Raw genomic sequence first — 20,254 nt, 5'->3', positions numbered from 1 at the left:
AACATAATATGGAAAAAATCTGTTTTTTAGTTTGTCAATACGGAAAAGAGGTAAACGGTGGGGCTGAATATCATTGCAAGATGCTGGCTGAGCGACTAGTAAATGATTATGAGGTGGATGTTTTGACAAGCAAAACAATTAATTACAATACTTTTGAGCCATATTATAAGGATAATCGAGAAAACCTTAATGGTGTGAATGTATTGAGGTTTGACTGTAAGCTATTTAATGCCGAGGAGCATAATATTTGGCGCAAGAAAACCAAATTTTCAAGAAAGGTAAGGAGGAATTTATTTCGCTTGGGTCTTTTAGAATCAGTTGCTAATATTAAACCGGTATGGAATTTAGGGATTGAAAATGAAGAAAGTCTACTCAAAAGCCATGGATTCTATTCAAAAGATCTCTTAGATTATTTAGAGGGACACAAAGAAGAATATAAGGCAATAATTTTGTTCTCTTATGTTTATCCGCATACAGTTTTTGGAGCTAGGATTGCCCCAGAAAAAACATTGTTGATTCCAACGGTCCACAATGAGGGGGATGTATTCCGATCAGTTCACACCCATGTATTTACGAGTGTAAAGCATATTGGATTCAATACGGAGGAGGAGCACCAGTTAAGCCTTAAGATATTTGGAAACAAAATGTCTGAAAACAGTATTCTAGCAGTTGGTGTTGAGACTGATTTTGAAAATGAGGTTCAATTAGCGGAATTAAAAGAAAAGTTCAATCTTCCTGAGCGATATATCCATTATTTTGGACGAGTTTGCGGATCTAAAATGGATAAATTGATTCCTTGGTTTGTTTCTTACAAAGAGAAACATCCCTCAGATCTAAAGCTAGTTTTAACGGGAAGGTTGTTTCAAGAGAAAATCGAACATCCGGACATCATTTATACGGGATTTGTGACAGATGAAGAGAAAGTATCATTGATTAAAAATGCGACTCTAATTGTTAATCCTTCAAGGAATGAAAGTTTATCCTTACTTCTACTGGAGGCAATGGATCTCGGTAAGACCGTCCTGGTAAATAGTAAATCCGATGTATTACTTGGCCATTCCATAAAGAGCGAAGGAGCAACGGAAGCATATATGAGTGAGAAAGATTTTCATCAGAAAATACATAAATATATTTCAGATCCAACACTTATAGAATTGAACAAGGCCAGAGCAAAGGAATATGTTCAAAGAAATTATTCTTGGCCGTTGATCATGGGAAGGTTAAAGAAATTGATTGAAGCCATGTAAATCTTATAGCTAGATAGAAATCAAAATATATTTTAACAATTAGACAAGAATATATATAATTGAAATATTATTTGCTAAAGAATTTATGAAGATAAAGGACTGTTCGCTTATTGTTGCTACCTATAATTGGCCAGGGGCACTGAATCTATGCTTAAAAAGTATCCTAGAGCAGAGCATCCTTCCAAAGGAAGTAATTATTGCTGACGATGGTTCTACGAATGAAACAAAAGAATTAATTGAATCCATTCGAAGCAGCTTTCCTATTCCCATTAAACATTTATGGCAAGAGGATCAGGGTTTTAGAAAATCGATGATCCTAAATCAATGCTTTTCGGTCGCAGCATATGAATATCTCATTCAAATCGATGGCGATGTTTTTCTGCATAAAGATTTTATTCGAGATCACTTAAAAGCTGCTCGTCCTAATTATCTATTACAAGGTAGTCGTGTGATGTTGAGTGATGAATATTCCAAGAAGTTAATCGAAGAAAACAATGTTCATCCCAAATTACTCGGTGGAGGAAATAAAAGGATAGAAAATGGCATTAGATTCCCTCTTTTGTCAAATTTCCTTTTGAACAGATATAAAAATTCTTTTCCTGTTTATTATGCTAGAGGTGCCAACATGTCTTTTTGGCGAAAGGATATCTTTGCTGTTAATGGTTATAATGAGGCTTATGAAGGTTGGGGTCATGAGGATAGTGATTTAACTTTACGGATGATGAATAATGGGGTAAAAAAATCAGTCATTAAATTTGCTGCAATTGTGTACCACCTTTATCATCCAGAGAAAAAAAACAACAATCAAGAAGCGCGAAATAAGGAAATCATGGAACAGACTCAAAAAGATAATATCACTTGGGTTGATAGTGGAATAGACAAATATTTAAACAATTAGAATGAGTGATTTATCGCAAAGACCGAATACAGTTGCCATAATGGTTTCTACATATAATTGGCCAGAAGCGCTGGTAAGATGTGTGCAAACCATATTAGCCCAAGATAGATTGCCCGATGAAATTTTAATTGCAGATGACGGTTCTGGAGAAGCTACAAAACAGGCCGTAGAAAGATTAAAGTCCATTTCTAAAGTTCCCATTCATCATATCTGGCATCCGGACGAAGGGTTTCGTTTAAGCGTGATCAGAAATAAAGCGATTGAAGCCGCACAATCTGAATATATAATTCAAATAGATGGTGACATTTTATTGGATCCTCATTTTATTTCAGACCATCTATCCTTAATTGAAGCGAATGCATTTCTATGTGGAAGTAGAGTTTGGGTAGACCAAGAACAAAGCAAGGAATTGTTGGAACAAAAAGGAACCATAAAAGTTGATAGGAGTAAATTCCCGTTATCTTTTATTCTGAATAGCATGCGATCTGGTTTTCTTTCCAGGTTTTTGGCTGATAGATATAAAAAAAATCAACCTAAGATTTTAAGGGGTTGCAATATGTCTTTTTGGAAAAGAGACCTAATTCAGGTTAATGGATATAATGAAAGCATACAAGGATGGGGATCAGAAGATTCTGAGATGGCTTTTAGGTTGATGAATAGTGGAATTAAGAAGAGATTTTTAAAATTTGCTGCCGTTGCATATCATCTCTATCACAAGGAAAACAATAAAGATAATCTTGCAAAAAATGACCTCATATTAGAGGAAACCATAAATCAGAAGAAAACATGGACTGATTTCGGAATCGTGAAGTCCTAAGATAAGCAAACAAAAAGCCACTTGAAATAAATCAAGTGGCTTTTTTGGTATAAAGATTTTAATTAAAAGTGATTATCGTAAAATTCGTTCTGCAATTCTTGTTTCTTTATTTCTTTTTGATGGATAATTGCAAATTCATAACCATTACCTTTTAATCGTCCCATTTTTTTATAACCGGTCAAAACCTCATGAACTTTATTGCGCCAATTAATTGGATAATCGGTTTTGAGCTTTATTATCCTAGCCTGCCAGTCTGGGTAGTTAATATATCCATCTTCATTTAATTTCCAGTTCCATTTTTTGAGATGCTCCTCTGTAATTCCTTCCACAGTGTTGATCCTTGGAACATTGAAGCAATCATATTTAGACTTCAACTCCAGATAACCTGGCAACTTCGCAATAAGCGAATCAGGCAACATTTCATCGGCATCTATCTGAAATAGATATTCGCAGGAAGCCAAGGAAATTAATTGATTTTTAAAGTTTGAGAAATCAGAATTGAGCTTTGCTTCTTTAACAATGATATGTTGGGAGTAATCATTTAATACTTCAGTTACCTTAGGATTTGGAATTGTAACATCCTGAAGGACTACTATCTCATCTTTGGGCCTGATCTTGGAAATTAAATGTGACAATAGTTTTTTTAATTCTTTATGTTCATTGCATACGGTAATAGCATAAGTAATGGAAGGACGCTTATTGAAAACATAAGTTAAAACACTCATTCTGTAAAGATATATTTAGTAATTAATGGCAATTGCCGAAAACTTATCTTCAAAAGAACGAAATTTATTTATCTTACCGGCAATATTACCTATACTAATTTTTCTATAATCTTTAAACAATCGTTTTAAAGGATTTCCATTCTTGACTTGATTTTTGGAAATAATATCAGAAAGCCTTTGTATTTGCTTAAAATCATCTTCTTTCATTTTTTCTTGATCCAAGTAAATCACTACATCATGGTAAGCCATTTGATTTATTGAAAAAACCCTATTCCTAAGATTAATTTTAGTGGTTTTTTGGTATTTAGAAATATAATCTTCAACGGAGGAATCGATGTATATTTTATGGACAAATGGTTCAATTTTAAAAACACCATCTGTTGTTGCATTTTCCACGACCGCCACTACATCATAGGCCTTCCTAAACTTAGCAAAAGGATGAAATCGCCATTTCCTATAAAAGTTGTTTATTGCCAGTTGATCAATTTTTTTGCTTTCTTCTTTGTATTCCTGAGAAAATCTGGAGGTCTTACTCACAAAATGATACGCAATGGCACCTGGGACTTGAATTAAATTTGCATCTTGAATAGAAAATCTCATTATTAGATCTAAATCCTCACAGAACATCGGGCTGAAGGTTTCATCTAAGCCGCCCATTTCCATTAACCAAGATCGTTCTACACAAAGGAAGAAGGAATGATCTTCTGTAACAAATGGTTTTTTTGCGCTTATTTTTTGATTTCTAACATATTCAGAAAATTCCTCTCGCTTAAAATTTTCAAGATTATCACCAAAGTCCATCACAGTTTTCCAATCAAAAGAATCATCGGTGAATATTGGAGGTTCTACTAGGGAATAAAAGGTAACCGATCCGGGTTCCCAAGCTTCTACTAAAGCTTCTATAAAGCCCTCTCCAAGGATCATGTCATTATGAACATAAGTCACCAGCTTGGAGCTAGCGAGTTCGACTCCTTTATTATAAGTTTCGGATAGTGATTTGGATACATTTTCATAATGAAATTTCACATGAGGGTCATTTAATCCTTCTAGCCATTCATGGGTTCCATCTGTACTTCCATAGCTCACCATCACAATTTCTACTGCAGGATATTGTTCTCGAATTGCTTTATAAAAAGCTTGGGTATAGGCTAAATTATTTCTTAAACCAACTATTAAAGAGCAATCAGAAAGGCTAGGTATATCGTTTTTCATAGTGTCTTTTCTTTGAACTTCTTTAAAATATTAACGAAAGTCATTACAAGAATGTTACACTTAGGGATAAATTAGTGGTTAAAGGGATGATACATTCCTTAACAATTTCAGAACGATTTATTAATTAATATTTCTTTATCTTGGAGTTTTAACTAGGTATTCAGAACATGAAAACATTATATCTTATCAGGCACGCCAAAGCTGAAGAACATTCTTTTTCAAAAGATGATTTTTATAGAGACCTACAGAAAAAGGGCAGAGAAAGAGCGGAAAGGATTGCTCAGAAATTAAAGGAATCACTGAAAATTGATGAAAAGACGCTCGTGACTTCCTCATCGGCTAACCGCGCCATCCAAACAGCAGAATTATTTTGTGAAGTGCTAGGCTATCCTAAAGAATCCATCCATCAGACTAGGGATATTTATGAAGCACATTTTATGGATATCTTAAAAGTCATCAATACTGTTCCTGATGAGTATGATACGCTATTAATATTCGGACATAATCCTGGGCTTTCTAATCTGACGAACTATTTGAGCCATTCAGAGATTGAACTGGCGACCTCGAATGTATCAATTTTACAACTTGAAGGCGATCTAACCTTTGAAATGCTTGGAGGAGGTACTGCCAACCTAATAGGATTATTAAAATAATAGTTTTTACCTTCGTATGTTATGGCAAACAAACTACAAGGTGAAAGTTCCCCGTATTTAAAACAACATGAGCACAATCCAGTTCATTGGTTTCCATGGGGTGAAGAAGCATTAAATAAGGCGAAAGAAGAGAATAAGCTAATCATAGTAAGTATTGGCTATTCTGCTTGCCACTGGTGTCACGTGATGGAACGTGAGAGCTTTGAAAATGAGGCTGTCGCGCAAACCATGAATAAGTTTTTTGTTTGCATTAAAGTGGACCGTGAAGAGCGTCCTGACATTGATCAGATCTATATGATAGCTGTTCAATTGATGACAAACTCAGGTGGTTGGCCATTGAATTGCATCTGCCTGCCAGATGGAAGGCCAATCTATGGCGGCACTTATTTTAAGCCAAATGATTGGCAACAGATTCTGTTACAAATTGCCCAAATGTGGGAAGAAAAACCGGAGGTTGCCATTGATTATGCAGAACGGCTTACCCAAGGCATTATACAAGCAGAAAAACTTCCTATCCAAACTATTCCTGAGCAATATTCTTTAAATGATATCCTTCAAGTGGTTGATCCATGGAAGGAGCAATTTGATGGTAAAAATGGAGGTTATACACGAGCTCCGAAATTTCCACTTCCAAATAACTGGATCTTTTTCTTGCGTTATGGGTATCTCAACCATGATCAGGCGGTTGTAGACCATGTCCATTTCACCTTGGAGAAAATGGCGAATGGCGGCATTTATGATCAGATTGGAGGCGGATTTGCCCGGTATTCTGTCGATGGTAAATGGCATGTCCCCCATTTTGAAAAAATGCTCTACGATAATGGGCAATTATTGAGTCTTTATAGTGAGGCTTATCAAAATAGACCCCATATTTTATATAAAAACATCGTTGAAGAAACCATTGCTTGGGCTGAACGAGAAATGTTGGACGCCAATGGTGGATTCTATTCTGCTTTGGATGCCGATTCTGAAGGCGTGGAAGGTAAATTCTATACTTTTGACTATGGAGAGTTCGATGTATTAGGTGATGATGCAGAACTTGCTAGGAACTATTTCAACATCAAAAAGAGTGGAAATTGGACCGAAGAACAAATCAATATCCCCTTTGTTAATCCAGAAGACCATGAGCTAGTCAATGAGGCAGGATATAGCGAGGAGGAATGGCAAGAACATTTGAAAGAAATAAAAGCAAAACTCCTAGAATATAGAAGCAAAAGAGTTAGACCGGGTTTAGACCACAAGCAATTGACAACTTGGAATGCCTTATTCATGAAGGGATTGGTTGATGCCTACAGAACCTTTGGCAATGCCCCTTTCTTGGATTTAGCGGAAGGTATTGCAAACTTTATTGAGGAGCATTGTTGCCAAAATGGCAGACTTCTACATCAACCGTCAGACCACAATAGAACTATTTTAGGATTTCTTGATGATTATGCTTTTACCATTGAATCCTATATCGCTTTGTATGAAGCAACCTTTGAAGAAAAATGGCTTGAGAAAGCAAAATCCTACCTAGAAATAGCAATATCCCAGTTTTTTGACGATCAAGAGGCTATCTTTTATTACAGTAGCTCGGATGCGGAGGTTTTGATTGCTAGAAAAAGTGAGATTATGGACAATGTAATTCCGGCATCCTCATCCACAATAGTGCGTTCTTTGTTTAAACTCGGCGTATTATTTGATAATAGTAGGTACACGGAAATTGCAGATCGAGTTTTTGCTAATGTTTTTCCACATATAAAATCTTATGGTTCGGCCTATTCAAATTGGGCAATCCAACTTTTAGAACTTCATTTTGGAGTTTGGGAAATTGCAATCACAGGAGATGAAGGACAGGCTTGGCGTAAGGAATTAGATCAATACTATGTCCCCAACAAAATCACATTAGGGGGAACAAAAAGCAGTCTTCCTTTGTTAGAGCATAAAAACACAGTGGATGCCAGAGCATACCTTTGTCAGAAGAAAACCTGCAGCCTTCCACAAACGTCAATTGAGAATATTATAGAATTAATAAATAATAAACAGGGATAGATTCCCACAATCTAATCAGAATGGCAGTAGAAAACAACAATGTAGTAACATTGAATTACGTTCTTCACACAATTGAAGATAACGGTGAAAAAACATTTGTAGAGCAAACAACGACTGAGAATCCTTTAACATTTTTATATGGTGTAGGCATGATGCTTCCAAAATTCGAAGAAAACATCGCTGGTTTAGGTGCTGGTGACAAAAAATCTTTCGAGTTAGAGGCAGTTGATGCTTATGGCGAACGCGATGATCGTGCTATTGCACAATTACCTGCTGATATGTTCAAAGAAACTGGACTTCCTCCAGTTGGTGAAGTTCTTCCTTTACAAGACAACCAAGGAAACCAATTCCGTGCGGTTGTTGTAGAAGTAACTCCAGAAGCAGTTGTTGCTGACTTGAACCACCCAATGGCTGGAAAAAAATTAAACTTCGATATCGAAATCTTAGATACTCGTGAGGCTACTCCTGAAGAATTATCTCATGGACATGCTCACGGTGCTGATGGTAACGAAGGACACTAAGAAAATTTAACACGAAAAAAGGTCGCTGGGATTTATCTCAGCGACCTTTTTTTTGCTTATATTAGTTAAAAGACCTAACCCCTATGATCTATCGAATTCCATTACTGCTTTTATTGAGTATCCTCTTTAATACTGCCTTTGCACAGAAGAATCTGAACAAACCCAATATTATCCTCGTCTTTATGGATGACCTTGGTTATGGTGATCTTGGAGTTACTGGAGCTTTAGGCTATCACACACCTGTATTGGATAGAATGGCAAACAATGGGATCCGTTTCACCAACTTCCTTGTTCCTCAGGCAGTATGTTCAGCATCCAGGTCAGCCCTATTGACAGGGAATTATCCCAATAGGATGGGAATCAGCGGTGCATTTATGCCCTCTGCTGGAGTAGGATTAAATCCTGATGAGATCACAATGGCAGAAATGCTGAAGAGCAAAGGATATAGTACTCAAATCATCGGCAAATGGCACCTTGGAAGCGAACTTGAATTTCTTCCTACAAAACAAGGCTTTGATAGCTATTACGGAATCCCCTACTCCAACGATATGTGGCCAGTAGGATTCGATGGCAAACCAGCCAAACCAGACAGTTATGTTGCAAAATACCCTGTGTTGCCTTTATTGGAGGTAAAAGCCGGGCAGAATCTCCCAGATACGGTAATGAAAATAAACAACTTGGAAGATCAAGCAGTATTAACAGAAAACTATACCGAAAAGGCTGTTGATTTCATCAATGCCAACAAGAACAAACCATTCTTTTTGTATTTGGCTCATAGCATGACCCATGTGCCTATCGCGGCTTCAAAGAAATTCCGTGGGACTTCGGAGCAAGGTTTATTCGGCGATGTCATGCACGAGATCGATGATTCCATGGGGCAGATCCTTCATGCCTTGAAATCGAATGGATTGAGCGATAATACCATCGTCATTTTCACAAGTGATAATGGGCCATGGCTTAACTTTGGGAACCATAATGGATCTTCAGGTGGCTTTAGAGAAGGCAAAGGTGCTAGTTGGGAGGGCGGACAGCGTGTGCCTTGCATTATCTATTGGCCAGATAAGATCAAAGAAGGCCGAATCAACAATAACCTGACCAGCAGCATGGATATTTTTGCTACTGTGGCAGAATTAATTGACTATAAGGATAATCCTAATCAAATTGATGGCATTAGCTTTTTATCCCAGATTAAGGATCCTAAATCAGCAACTTCAAGAAAGTCCATGTACTATTATTACAACCAAAATGACCTAGAGGCTGTGCGTTTTGAGAACTGGAAACTGGTTTTACCACACAAATCCAGGTCTTATGAGGGAATCCTTCCTGGAAATGATGGCTTTGGGGGAAACTACAAAGAGCATGAAGTAAAAACCATGGAACTCTACGACCTCCGTCGCGATCCTGGAGAAAGATACAATGTCATCGAACAGAATCCTGAAGTATTGGAAAAACTGCTTGAAATTGCCGACGAAGCTCGCAGGGACTTAGGAGATAATCTCACTAAGTCAGAAGGACAGAACCGTAGGCCTTTAGGCAGGATCAATAAAAATTAAGAAATACTATAGCTTGGTTGCTCTCAACATTTCACGTTTTCCGGGAGCACCCGGCGCTTTTTCAATGCTAAAGCCTAGAGCTTTCATAGCGCGTTTTAAATTCCCAGTAATTGCATAAGTCACAAAAACTCCATCCGATTTAAGGAACTGGCATACATGAGCTAAAGTCTCTGGAGTCCACATTTCTGGCTGGTGAATCTCCGCAAAGGCATCAAAATAGATAACATCAAAAAGTTCATCACTTTGGAAGTCCATCACTTTCTGATGAGCAACTTCGAACTTTATTGACTCCAAAAGATTGAATTTTGAATCGATGGCTTTTGGATATTTTTCAATAAAACTTTCCCAAACAAGGTCCGAAACATACTGTCCATATTCAGATTGCTGAATCAATTCTTGGCTCAAAGGGAAGGCCTCAATCCCTACATAATTAAGGGAAATCTGATGCTCTTGGCAATAATCTGCGGTCATCAAGAAATTCAAACCGGTGCCGAAACCAATCTCCAAAACAGATGCAGAATTACTCGCCTCCTTCTCCAACCAATACCGTAATCCAGTATTCAAAAAGACATGCACACTTTCTTGATGAGCACCATGTTTAGAATGGTAATGCTCTCCTACCTCTTCATGGTACAAAGTTTTTGACCCATCTGCTGTTTTAACGAATTCCATTATATATTTTTGGCAAATCTAAAATAAAAACAACTATTTTAGCTTGAGCAAATTACTTAAATGAAAGAAATCCTAAAAAATTACGGAAGTATCATATTACTTCTAATAGGTATTACTATTGGTAGTCTAATCGGAATATTCTTCCCTCAGGCAGTTGATATCCTAAAACCTGTAGGTGATATTTTCTTAAACTTACTCTTCGTTTCCGTCATTCCCCTTCTATTTTTCGCCATATCATCCTCCATTGCTAATATCGAGGACAGTAACAAACTTGGCAAAACCATTGGGGTGATGACCGCTGTGTTTATCGGAACGATCATCATCGCTGCCATAGCGACCATTGCAGGCCTTTGGGCATTCCCTGTCACTGCCATTTCAGATGGCTCGGCAGTCAACGAAGCCCTTTCCACCAATGCAGATGAAACTTGGGGAGACCGGATAGTCCGCTTTTTAAGTGTTGATGAGTTTGCCAACTTACTTTCCAGAAAGAATATCCTAGCCTTTGTCATCTTTGCCCTATTGGTTGGAACTGCCACCCGCAAATCTGGCGAAATGGGAAAACAATTCACAGCCTTCCTAAATGCCGGAAACAAGGTCATGGAAAACCTTTTGATCTTGGTGATGAAAGCGGGACCTGTTGGTTTAGGAGCTTATTTCGCCTATCAGGTTAAAACCTTAGGCCCTGAACTTTTTGGTTTCTATGCTAAGCCATTAGGATTCTATTATGGCTTTGGTGTCGTGTTTTTCATTGTATTTTTTAGCCTTTACGCATTTATTGCCAAAGGCTCCTCAGGGGTAAAATCATATTGGAAACACAATATTTCACCTTCATTGACCGCGATTAGTACCTGTAGCAGCTTGGCAACCTTGCCAGCTAACCTAATAGCATCCAACAGAATCGGAATTCCCAAAGAAATATCAAGTATCGTGGTTCCACTAGGGAATACCCTATACAAAAACGGATCAGCCATTTCCTCCATCCTCAAGATCTATGTAGCATTTTCCATCTTAGGTTGGAATTTCTTCGAACCTACTACCCTGATCACTGCCGTAGGCATCACCGTCTTAGTTTCTATGGTAGCAGGAGGGATTCCTAACGGTGGCTTTATCGGCGAAATGCTGATGATCTCCATCTACGGAATACCAAATGAAGCTGTACCATCTATTTTGATTATCGGAGCTTTGGTAGACCCCTTAGCCACCGTACTGAATGCAACTGGTGATACGGTCGCGGCCATGTTAGTGACCAGATTCTCAGGAGAAAAATTTAATCCGGAACAGGCTGAAGCTTAATAAATAAGAGTATTTAGGAAATAAGAAAGCTCATTCAAATACAATATTTTGACTGAGCTTTCTTATTTGAATCACTTTTATTACAAAAGCCTGAAAATGTATTTTCCTGAAAATCGTGAACAAATCACTTTTAATACACTCTTAACTTATTAATACAAAACATTTTACAAATATTAAACCTATTTAAATAGAACCATTCTAAATAACTCAATTTCATTGCTAAATTCATTCCTTGCACTACTATTTCGTAATTTTGCATTTGGTTAATATTATATTCATATAGAGATGAAGAAAAGTTCGATCATTTTAATTGTAATTATAGCGATAGCTATTGCGATGATACTTGTGATCTATACCGATTCTAGTACATATTCAACATTTACTGAGGCGAGGGAAAAGAAGACAGAGATCTATGTAGTAGGTGTCTTGAATAAACAAAAAGATCTGCATTATGATCCTGTGAAGGATGCAAATCATTTCTCTTTTTACATGTTTGACAATGACAGTACAGAGTGTCAAGTAGTATTCAATGGTTCTAAACCTCAGGATATCGAGCGTTCTGAACAAATTGTTTTGACCGGTAAAATGGAAGGTAATGTTTTCCATGCCAGCAAGATTTTGATGAAATGTCCTTCGAAATATAATCAGGATCAAATGGAGGTGATAGAAACATCATCTACCCCGACAACAGCATCAGTCAATTAACAATTCAATACCTCAATATTCTATGGACGTAAATTACGTTGGAGAAAATCTACTTCCAGGTCAAATTGGACAGTTTTTCGTGGTCCTTTCTTTTGGAGCAGCATTATTATCCTTCATTTCCTATTTCTTTGCAACCAAATACCCTGAAGAAAAATCTTGGAAACAATTAGGGCGTATTGGCTTTTGGCTAAATGCCGTGTCAATCGTTGTAATTGGTGCCACCCTATTTTATATCATCTACAACCACCTTTTCGTATATCACTATGCCTACGCGCATTCGTCGATGACCCTGCCTACCCATTATATCATTTCATCATTCTGGGAAGGACAAGAAGGAAGCTTCTGGCTATGGATGTTCTGGCAGGTGGTCATGGGATCTATCCTTGTTTTCAAAGCGAAAAGCTGGGAAAGCCCAGTGATGACCTTTGTCATGCTATGTCAACTTTTCTTGGCTTCCATGCTATTAGGCGTTGAGGTCTTTGGTTCCCGTATTGGTAGTTCACCATTTATCTTGCTTAGAGATGCCATGAACTGGCCAATCTTAAAAGATCCGAATTACCTGAGCATGATCAAGGATGGTAGAGGCTTAAATCCATTATTACAGAACTACTGGATGGTTATCCACCCTCCTACACTATTCTTAGGCTTTGCATCCATGATCGTTCCGTTTGCTTACGCTGCAGCTGGACTTTGGCAAAAACGCTATAAAGAATGGATCAATCCAGGATTACCTTGGGCATTATTCGCTGTAATGATCCTTGGAGCAGGTATTATCATGGGTTCTTTCTGGGCGTATGAAGCCCTGAACTTTGGTGGCTTCTGGGCATGGGACCCTGTAGAAAACGTATCGATCATTCCTTGGTTGACTTTGATTGCTGCCGTTCACGTTATGGTCGCTTACAAAAACACGGGACATGCTTACTTCACTGCTGTATTCTTGGCGATGATCAGCTTCGTCCTAGTTATTTATGCTTCATACCTAACCCGAAGTGGTATCTTAGGTGAAACCTCTGTACACTCCTTCACCAGTTTAGGGATGTCCGGACAGCTTATCATCTTCAACGTTATTTTCTTGATCATTATGGTCGTGCTGTTGGTTGCTAGAAGGAAAGAAATGCCTAGCACCAAGAAAGAAGAAGAAATATATTCACGCGAATTCTGGTTATTCATTGGCGCATTGGTACTAACCGTAGCATGTGTTCAGATGATTGCTACAACATCCATTCCGGTGTTCAATGCCTTGTTTGGAACCAAGGTTGCCCCTCCGGTAGATCCAATTCCTCACTACAACAAATGGCAAGGCGCATTTGCGGTTGTTGTCATGCTTTTGACTGCATTTACGCAATTCTTAAAATATAAACGTACAGATAGCAAGAAATTTTGGGCAGCTACATTAGCTTCTTTTATCTTCGCATTGATCATTTCAGCAGCTATCGTTTACTTCACCAATATTTACACCAACATTATGTTCATCCTGATCACCTTTACTTCGGTGTTCGCAATCTTGGTGAACTTAAGGGTATTGGGTGATTCATTCAAAGGTAAATGGCGCCTGGCTGGATCTGCTGTATCCCATATTGGTTTCGGTCTCCTATTGATCGGCGCATTGATCGCTGCGGCAACCAATGAAGTTGTTTCAGTAAACAGCAGTAACTACATCGCCGTAGCCGGATTTGACCAAGTTGAAAAACCAGGTGACAACCTATTCCTAACAGAAGGTGAACCTGTGGATATGGGAAAATACAAGATCACTTACATTGGTGACTCTGTCGCCAAACCGAACGTCTTTTACAAAATCAAATACGATGAAATTGACGAAGAATCCGGTAACATCAAAAACTCCTTTGTCTTAAAACCTTTTGCACAAAACAACCCGCAAATGGGTGGATTGATCGGTACGCCAGGAACAAAACATTTCCTGACCCATGATATCTACACTGTTATTACCGCTGCAGCTTCTGATTCGCAGAAACCTGCTGAGCAAGATGCTCAAGAAGGAAATGCCGGTTTTGAAGACTATGAAGAGCCTGCAACCTATGAGGTCAATGTGGGTGATACCTTACGCTATAGAAATGGTTTCTATGTAATCCAAGGCATCAACAAAGATGCTAAATTGGAAAACATGCCTAAGGCAGACGATGATATCCTTGTCGGATTAAAAATCAAAGTCGTTGCTTCAGATGGCAAGGAATTCCCTGTAGAACCCATCTTTTTGATCAAAGGTGGCAATACCTTCGACTTCTATAAAGATGTCCCTGAACAAGGTCTAAGATTCAGATTCACGAAGATTATGCCGGAGAAGAATAAATTGGAATTAATGGCTTACCAAAAACCTCTTCCTGAAAAGAAATGGGTGGTATTCAAAGCTATCAAATTCCCTTATATCAACTTCTTCTGGTGTGGTACCATCGTGATGACCATTGGTTTCGGAATGGCGATCTATCGTCGCGTAAAAGACAATAAAATTAAAGAAGCTAAACAAGCAGCATAATGAATATCGTCCTCATCGGCAGTGGAAATATTGCTACCCACCTTGGGAAAGCATTCACTGATGCAGGACATCGTGTTGCTCAAGTATACAGTAGAACATTAGCCAATGCCAGTGCATTGGCTAATGTTTTATCCGCTCAAGCGATAGACAACCTCTCCCAACTGGACCCAAACGCCGATCTATATTTATTAGCGGTTTCCGATTCTGCGATCACTGAACTCGTACAAGCACTTCCTAATGACCTAGTAGGCATCGTGGCACATTGCTCAGGAGCCACTGATCTTGCAGTCCTTAATCCGTTCAAAAACCATGGGGTTATTTACCCAGTCCAAAGTTTTTCCAAGCAGAAAGCCTTAGACCTTAGCCATACACCATTTGGAATTGAAGCCAACAACGAAGGTTCAGTCCAAGTCCTTACCCAATTGGCCGCTCAGATATCAGATCATATTTTCAACTGCAATACCCAACAGCGATTGGCATTACATGTTTCTGCGGTTTTTGCAAATAACTTTAGCAACGCACTTTTCCAACTTTCCTTCGACCTATTAAAAGAGAACAATCTACCCTTTGATCTCATCCGTCCGATCATACAAGCAACGGCAGAAAAAGTGCAAAATCACGAACCTAAGCAGGTTCAGACAGGACCCGCAGCAAGAAATGACAAAACAACTATGTTGACGCATTTCAACTTTCTTAGTCCCCATCCTGATTGGCAACTTATTTACCAAAAAATATCGGACCTTATTGTTAAAACAAGAGAGAATAATTCAGAAAATTAACAATTCAATAAATCTTTAAACTTCTTACTAATTTTTTCATAATACCCTCTGAACTTGCTAATTTTGCATGCAAATAACCGGTTATAGGGTTCTCGTTCCGTTTATGGCACATTTATGGCGGAACCTAGACTGTGGTAATAAATTATAATAAGTTTAGCATAATAATTTCATCATGCAGGTAAGAAAACTCATCCTAGGGATCATTATTTTAGTAAACCTAATAATTATCTCTTTTGGTGTCATCTTTACTCCAAAATGGTTTTGGTTATTACTGATTCCATTCCCGCTCTTAGTCATTGCATTGTATCACAGTTTCCAAACGAAACATGCGATCCTAAGAAACTATCCCGTTGTTGGATACTTCCGTTACTTCTTGGAATCTATCCGTCCAGAATTAAGACAATACTTCTGGGAGTCTGATACCGATGGTAGACCCTTCAACAGACGTCAACGTTCCATCGTTTATCAACGTGCGAAAAACCAACGCGAAACCGTGGCTTTCGGTATGCAAAGCGATCCGCAGGCAGTAGGTAACGAATGGGCAGCGCACAGTATCTTCCCTGTTCATATCGAAGATCACAACCTACGTACAACCGTAGGAAACGCAGCGTGTAAACAACCTTACAGCTTAAGTGTATTCAATATCTCAGCAATGAGTTACGGTGCATTGAGCCGTACGGCGATCACCGCTTTAAATAAAGGTGCAGCATTGCAAAATTTTGCCCACAATACCGGTGAAGGTGGTATTTCCCAATACCATATCAATGGTGGCGACTTGATTTGGCAAGTAGGTACTGGTTATTTCGGCTGTAGGGACGAGAATGGTTATTTTGAACCAAACCTTTTCCGTGAAAAATCTACACGCCCTTATGTGAAAATGATCGAATTGAAACTTTCACAAGGTGCTAAGCCTGGTCATGGAGGTATCCTTCCTGCCGCTAAGAACACCCCAGAAGTTGCTGCAATCCGTCACGTAGTTCCAGGTACAGATGTTATGTCTCCTCCAGCACACAGTTCATTTAAAACTCCTGTTGAGATGATGAACTTTATCCAAAAGCTTCGTGAGCTTTCCGATTACAAGCCTGTTGGTTTCAAACTTTGTATCGGTGATAAACAAGAATTCATTGAAATCTGCCAAGCGATGCAGGAAACCCAGATCATGCCTGACTTCATCTCTATCGATGGTTCAGAAGGCGGTACAGGTGCTGCTCCTTTGGAATTCACCGACAACTTGGGTATGCCGCTATACGATGCTTTGGCATTCGTAACAACGACCTTAATCAACTTCGGCTTGAAGAAACATATCAAGATCATCGTTTCAAGTAGAATCGTTACAGGATTTGATATCTTAAAAGTGATTGCATTAGGTGCAGATGCTTGTTATAGCGCACGTGGAATGATGTTCGCATTAGGATGTATCCAAGCCTTAAAATGTAACGAAGACGTATGTCCAGTTGGTGTTGCAACGCAACAGCCACACCTATACAAAGGATTGGATGTAGAAGATAAATACGTGCGTGTTGCACAATTCCACCGTAACACTTTACGTGCTACCGTAGAAATCATGGAAGCCTGTGGTTTCAATAGCCTCGACGAGGTCAATGCTGACAAATTCTTCCGTAAGGTTGATAGCCAGAACACCCTAAGCTTCCAAGATATATACTTTAAAAATACCGGTAAATTGGTGAACAACCGTAGCGATTTCGCTCCGGAAGTATTTGACTAAGCCAGTTTTACTTCAAGTTATTAAAAACTATCTCTAAGAGTTGTTGGGCTTGTTGCATAGAATTTCTATCAACGCCTGCCATAGCCTCAGAGATAGTTTTTTCTGCTTGTTGCATACACTTATCTTTGATTTTGTGGCCTTGCGCCGTTAGATAAATCTGGTTCGCTCGCTTATCCCCAGAACTGCTCACTCGGACCAATAGCTTCTGTTTTTCTAGGTTTGAAATTAATCGCGATACACTCGGCTTGTCGCGAAAAGTCAGCTTGGCAATCTCTTGTTGGCTCAATCCTTCTGATTCCCATAGGAAATAAAGAACGCTCCATTGCTCTGCTGTAATATGAAGTCCACTATCCTTAAAGTTCCGTTGCAATCGTCTCCCAATTGCTGTAGAAACTCTCCCCGTTAAGAATGAATAGAATTCATTGGCATAATAAGTCTCATTTGTCATCATGTCAGGTTAATTTGGTAATAAAGTTGTTGATGCAATTAAATGATTAATTGCTATAAATGCAAATTATTTATCTATGTTAAATAATTTCAATGAAAAATTTAGCTATTTTTATAGATATGGATAATCCTATTTTAATCATTCTTATCGTTATCGGCAGTGTAATCTACAAGATTTACCAAGGCTACCAAGAAGAGCAAGAAAAAGCTAAAAAAAGATTGGAGCAGCTTAAAAAGAAGCTTCCAAACCAAAATCCATTTCAAAAAACTAATCCAGACCCAGCCCCACAACAGCCCACTAAACCAGCTCCAAAACCGGTGGTGTTTAATAAACCCGCACCGCCTGAAACTTACAGCGACATCCCTACTTATGATGAAGTGGAAATCCTAAGGCAAAGAAAGATAGAACAGAAAAGATTGGCTGCTGAAAAAAGACTCAAAGAAGAGAAATTGAAATCTGAACGAAAACCAATGGAAGTAGAAGATTTAGATCCTCAACACTTTAACTTACGTCAAGCCATCATCCAACAAGCAGTCTTAGAAAGACCCTATAAGGATTGATCACTCCCTCTTGATTCCCTAGAATCAGAAATAATTTGTTTTCAAAATGGCCTAATTCTTATAGGTTCTAATCGAACTACAAGAATTTAAATTGGTCTTGGTCTTTCAGGAAAGGAAATTGTTCTCTGCTTTCCTCCAAATCTTTAGGGTTCAGGGTAAAGGTATACAGGTCTTCATCTTCTGGTTTATAGTAAACTACATCCCCATTTGGCGATATACACATCGACCCACCTGAATAATATACTTCTTTCCCGTCATGTCCTACTCGGTTCACACCGATTACAAAAGCTTGATTTTCAATAGCACGTGCAGGAATCAATGCCCTCCAATGCGACGAACGCTTGTCTGGCCAACTTGAGGTGTAGACTATCAGGTCATAGACCCCATTCTGATTCCTCGACCAAGTCGGGAACCTCAGGTCATAACAGATCATCGGACAGATCTTCCAACCTTTCAACTGGAAAATAATTCGCGATTGCCCCGCAGTGAAGACTTTATCCTCCCCTGCCATTGAAAATAGATGCCTTTTATCATAATGTACAAAGCTGCCATCAGGAGACATCCACACAAATCGATTGTAATATTTACTGTCTTCCTCAATGATTAAAGATCCAGCAACTACACATTCAAATTTCTTCGCCGTCTCGTACAACCAATGCATGGTTTTTCCATTCATGGTCTCTGCACATTTCTCCACATTTGTGGTAAAGCCGGTATTGAACATCTCTGGCAAAATAATCAAATCCGTTTTCTCACGCAATGAAGATAACCTCAAACCTAAATTTTGAAGGTTCTTATCGACATTCTCCCAAAAAAGGTATGCTTGAAATATGGTGATTTTTAGTGGCTCCATTAATGTCCTTAGCTCTATAGATTCTTTAACTGTTTTTACCAAATTATAAAAATCTTGGCAATTTTCATAATTAGCGTGTACGGTGCATTAAAGTATCGGCAAGATTCTTCAATTCCACCTTCTGCGATTCAGGAACGGCAATTTCTTCCAATTTATTGTAAGCCAGTTCCATAAACCGCAACTTAATTTCTTCCGCATGTCGATCGACATTAAATTGCGCATATAGATTTTTCATACGGCTGACTTTCTCTGTATCTTTTATATCCTGCGAATTGATCAATTCTTCAAACTCCACCTTGGCAGAGGAATCAATCAAATGCTCGGTTTTAATGCGTAAATAGGTCTTTTTATTGCATAAAATATCTCCACCCACCTGTTTACCAAAGGTCTTTGGATCGCCATACACATCAAGATAATCATCTTGAAGCTGAAAGGCTATCCCTAAGTTAACCCCAAAATCATAGATCAATTGTTGCTGTTGCTCATCGGCATGGGCCAATATTGCACCCATCTGCAGGGCTCCACCCAATAGAACAGAGGTTTTCAAACGGATCATATTCAAGTAATCATCCTCAGCAACATCGGCCATCTTCTCGAAATCCATATCCAATTGCTGCCCTTCACATACCTCCAAGGCAATCTTACTGAATACTTGCAATAAACTTGCAATCCGGTCCGACGGACTTTTCCCCAATTCTTGGTAGGCTTTTACCAACAAGGCATCTCCCGATAGGATGGCTACATTATCGTTCCATTTCTGGTGAACTGTCGCCTTGCCCCTTCTCAATGGCGCCCTATCCATAATATCATCATGGATCAAGGAGAAATTATGGAAATACTCAATGGCAATACTGGCAGGGAGAACCTCCTCCAAATTATCCTTGCCAAACAACTTAGCTCCCATCAGGACCAACATCGGCCTGATGCGTTTACCAGCCAAAGAAAGGATATAAGCTATTGGATCATATAAGTCGGCAGGTTGTTTTGGAAACTCAGCATTTTGAATATATCCAGCAATCAACTTACCATAGGGATGCTGTTCGAACATAATCTTGTAAAATTAGCACGAA

At 38.7% G+C, this 20,254-nt stretch carries 19 protein-coding genes; 13 read left to right on the top strand and 6 right to left on the bottom strand.

Annotation, left to right across the window (positions count from 1 at the left end):
• Nucleotides 1–8: 8 nt before the first annotated feature.
• From ACK2WI_RS07350 to ACK2WI_RS07340, 3 genes are all read left to right on the top strand, one after another.
• Complete coding sequence (locus ACK2WI_RS07350) at nucleotides 9–1,247, top strand: glycosyltransferase (RefSeq protein ID WP_409150228.1); 1,239 nt, start codon at nucleotides 9–11, stop codon at nucleotides 1,245–1,247.
• A gap of 85 nt (nucleotides 1,248–1,332) precedes the next feature.
• Nucleotides 1,333–2,145 (top strand): glycosyltransferase family 2 protein, encoded by an 813-nt coding sequence (locus ACK2WI_RS07345; RefSeq protein WP_093098651.1) that lies wholly within the window; start codon nucleotides 1,333–1,335, stop codon nucleotides 2,143–2,145.
• A gap of 1 nt (nucleotide 2,146) precedes the next feature.
• Nucleotides 2,147–2,962, top strand: coding sequence for a glycosyltransferase family 2 protein (locus tag ACK2WI_RS07340; RefSeq protein ID WP_409150227.1), 816 nt, complete (start codon nucleotides 2,147–2,149; stop codon nucleotides 2,960–2,962).
• Between the two features lie 62 nt (nucleotides 2,963–3,024).
• Here ACK2WI_RS07340 and ACK2WI_RS07335 read toward each other — a convergent pair whose 3' ends face one another.
• Both ACK2WI_RS07335 and ACK2WI_RS07330 read right to left on the bottom strand, forming a co-directional pair.
• Complete coding sequence (locus ACK2WI_RS07335; protein ID WP_409150226.1) at nucleotides 3,025–3,687, bottom strand: glycosyltransferase; 663 nt, start codon at nucleotides 3,685–3,687, stop codon at nucleotides 3,025–3,027.
• A gap of 15 nt (nucleotides 3,688–3,702) precedes the next feature.
• Nucleotides 3,703–4,899 (bottom strand): glycosyltransferase family 2 protein, encoded by a 1,197-nt coding sequence (locus tag ACK2WI_RS07330; RefSeq protein WP_409150225.1) that lies wholly within the window; start codon nucleotides 4,897–4,899, stop codon nucleotides 3,703–3,705.
• Between the two features lie 167 nt (nucleotides 4,900–5,066).
• Between ACK2WI_RS07330 and ACK2WI_RS07325 the strand changes: the two genes are divergently transcribed.
• The 4 genes from ACK2WI_RS07325 to ACK2WI_RS07310 all read left to right on the top strand — a co-directional run bounded on the left by ACK2WI_RS07325 (nucleotide 5,067) and on the right by ACK2WI_RS07310 (nucleotide 9,657).
• Nucleotides 5,067–5,552, top strand: coding sequence for a histidine phosphatase family protein (locus ACK2WI_RS07325; RefSeq protein ID WP_312696331.1), 486 nt, complete (start codon nucleotides 5,067–5,069; stop codon nucleotides 5,550–5,552).
• A 21-nt stretch (nucleotides 5,553–5,573) separates the two neighbouring features.
• Nucleotides 5,574–7,583, top strand: a complete 2,010-nt coding sequence (locus tag ACK2WI_RS07320; protein ID WP_409150224.1) for a thioredoxin domain-containing protein — start codon at nucleotides 5,574–5,576, stop codon at nucleotides 7,581–7,583.
• Nucleotides 7,584–7,603: 20 nt separating this feature from the next.
• Nucleotides 7,604–8,104 carry a peptidylprolyl isomerase gene (locus ACK2WI_RS07315; RefSeq protein ID WP_093098642.1) on the top strand — a complete coding sequence of 167 codons (501 nt, stop codon included), beginning with the start codon at nucleotides 7,604–7,606 and terminating at the stop codon, nucleotides 8,102–8,104.
• Between the two features lie 83 nt (nucleotides 8,105–8,187).
• Nucleotides 8,188–9,657 (top strand): sulfatase, encoded by a 1,470-nt coding sequence (locus ACK2WI_RS07310; RefSeq protein WP_409150223.1) that lies wholly within the window; start codon nucleotides 8,188–8,190, stop codon nucleotides 9,655–9,657.
• A gap of 6 nt (nucleotides 9,658–9,663) precedes the next feature.
• Here the strand turns inward: ACK2WI_RS07310 and mnmD are convergent, their stop codons facing one another.
• Nucleotides 9,664–10,329 carry a tRNA (5-methylaminomethyl-2-thiouridine)(34)-methyltransferase MnmD gene (mnmD, locus tag ACK2WI_RS07305; RefSeq protein WP_409150222.1) on the bottom strand — a complete coding sequence of 222 codons (666 nt, stop codon included), beginning with the start codon at nucleotides 10,327–10,329 and terminating at the stop codon, nucleotides 9,664–9,666.
• Between the two features lie 60 nt (nucleotides 10,330–10,389).
• Between mnmD and ACK2WI_RS07300 the strand changes: the two genes are divergently transcribed.
• The 5 genes from ACK2WI_RS07300 (at nucleotide 10,390) to ACK2WI_RS07280 (ending at nucleotide 17,323) form a co-directional block, all read left to right on the top strand.
• The gene (locus tag ACK2WI_RS07300; RefSeq protein ID WP_093098637.1) at nucleotides 10,390–11,622 is read left to right on the top strand and encodes a dicarboxylate/amino acid:cation symporter; all 1,233 of its coding nucleotides are present in this window, start codon (nucleotides 10,390–10,392) and stop codon (nucleotides 11,620–11,622) included.
• A gap of 285 nt (nucleotides 11,623–11,907) precedes the next feature.
• The gene (locus ACK2WI_RS07295; protein WP_093098636.1) at nucleotides 11,908–12,327 is read left to right on the top strand and encodes a cytochrome c maturation protein CcmE; all 420 of its coding nucleotides are present in this window, start codon (nucleotides 11,908–11,910) and stop codon (nucleotides 12,325–12,327) included.
• Between the two features lie 22 nt (nucleotides 12,328–12,349).
• The gene (locus tag ACK2WI_RS07290) at nucleotides 12,350–14,818 is read left to right on the top strand and encodes a cytochrome c biogenesis protein CcsA (RefSeq protein ID WP_313367244.1); all 2,469 of its coding nucleotides are present in this window, start codon (nucleotides 12,350–12,352) and stop codon (nucleotides 14,816–14,818) included.
• Nucleotides 14,818–15,597 (top strand): Rossmann-like and DUF2520 domain-containing protein, encoded by a 780-nt coding sequence (locus tag ACK2WI_RS07285; protein WP_409150221.1) that lies wholly within the window; start codon nucleotides 14,818–14,820, stop codon nucleotides 15,595–15,597. Before ACK2WI_RS07290 ends, ACK2WI_RS07285 begins: the two co-directional genes overlap by 1 nt.
• A 172-nt stretch (nucleotides 15,598–15,769) precedes the next feature.
• Entirely contained in the window at nucleotides 15,770–17,323 is a 1,554-nt protein-coding gene (locus ACK2WI_RS07280) for an FMN-binding glutamate synthase family protein (protein ID WP_093098631.1), read from the top strand.
• A gap of 7 nt (nucleotides 17,324–17,330) precedes the next feature.
• Here ACK2WI_RS07280 and ACK2WI_RS07275 read toward each other — a convergent pair whose 3' ends face one another.
• Nucleotides 17,331–17,774, bottom strand: coding sequence for a MarR family winged helix-turn-helix transcriptional regulator (locus ACK2WI_RS07275; RefSeq protein WP_093098630.1), 444 nt, complete (start codon nucleotides 17,772–17,774; stop codon nucleotides 17,331–17,333).
• 89 nt (nucleotides 17,775–17,863) lie between these two features.
• Between ACK2WI_RS07275 and ACK2WI_RS07270 the strand changes: the two genes are divergently transcribed.
• Nucleotides 17,864–18,331 carry a hypothetical protein gene (locus ACK2WI_RS07270; protein ID WP_409150220.1) on the top strand — a complete coding sequence of 156 codons (468 nt, stop codon included), beginning with the start codon at nucleotides 17,864–17,866 and terminating at the stop codon, nucleotides 18,329–18,331.
• Nucleotides 18,332–18,407: 76 nt separating this feature from the next.
• Here the strand turns inward: ACK2WI_RS07270 and ACK2WI_RS07265 are convergent, their stop codons facing one another.
• Nucleotides 18,408–19,184 carry an amidohydrolase gene (locus ACK2WI_RS07265; RefSeq protein WP_093098627.1) on the bottom strand — a complete coding sequence of 259 codons (777 nt, stop codon included), beginning with the start codon at nucleotides 19,182–19,184 and terminating at the stop codon, nucleotides 18,408–18,410.
• Nucleotides 19,185–19,254: 70 nt separating this feature from the next.
• Nucleotides 19,255–20,232, bottom strand: coding sequence for a polyprenyl synthetase family protein (locus ACK2WI_RS07260; RefSeq protein WP_409150219.1), 978 nt, complete (start codon nucleotides 20,230–20,232; stop codon nucleotides 19,255–19,257).
• Nucleotides 20,233–20,254 lie beyond the last annotated feature (22 nt).

This window comes from Sphingobacterium sp. BS-2 (assembly GCF_046161205.1).
GTDB classification, from domain to species: domain Bacteria; phylum Bacteroidota; class Bacteroidia; order Sphingobacteriales; family Sphingobacteriaceae; genus Sphingobacterium; species Sphingobacterium mizutaii.
The sequence above is the reverse complement of the archived record's forward strand: the minus strand, read 5'-3'. Positions and strand labels throughout refer to the sequence as shown.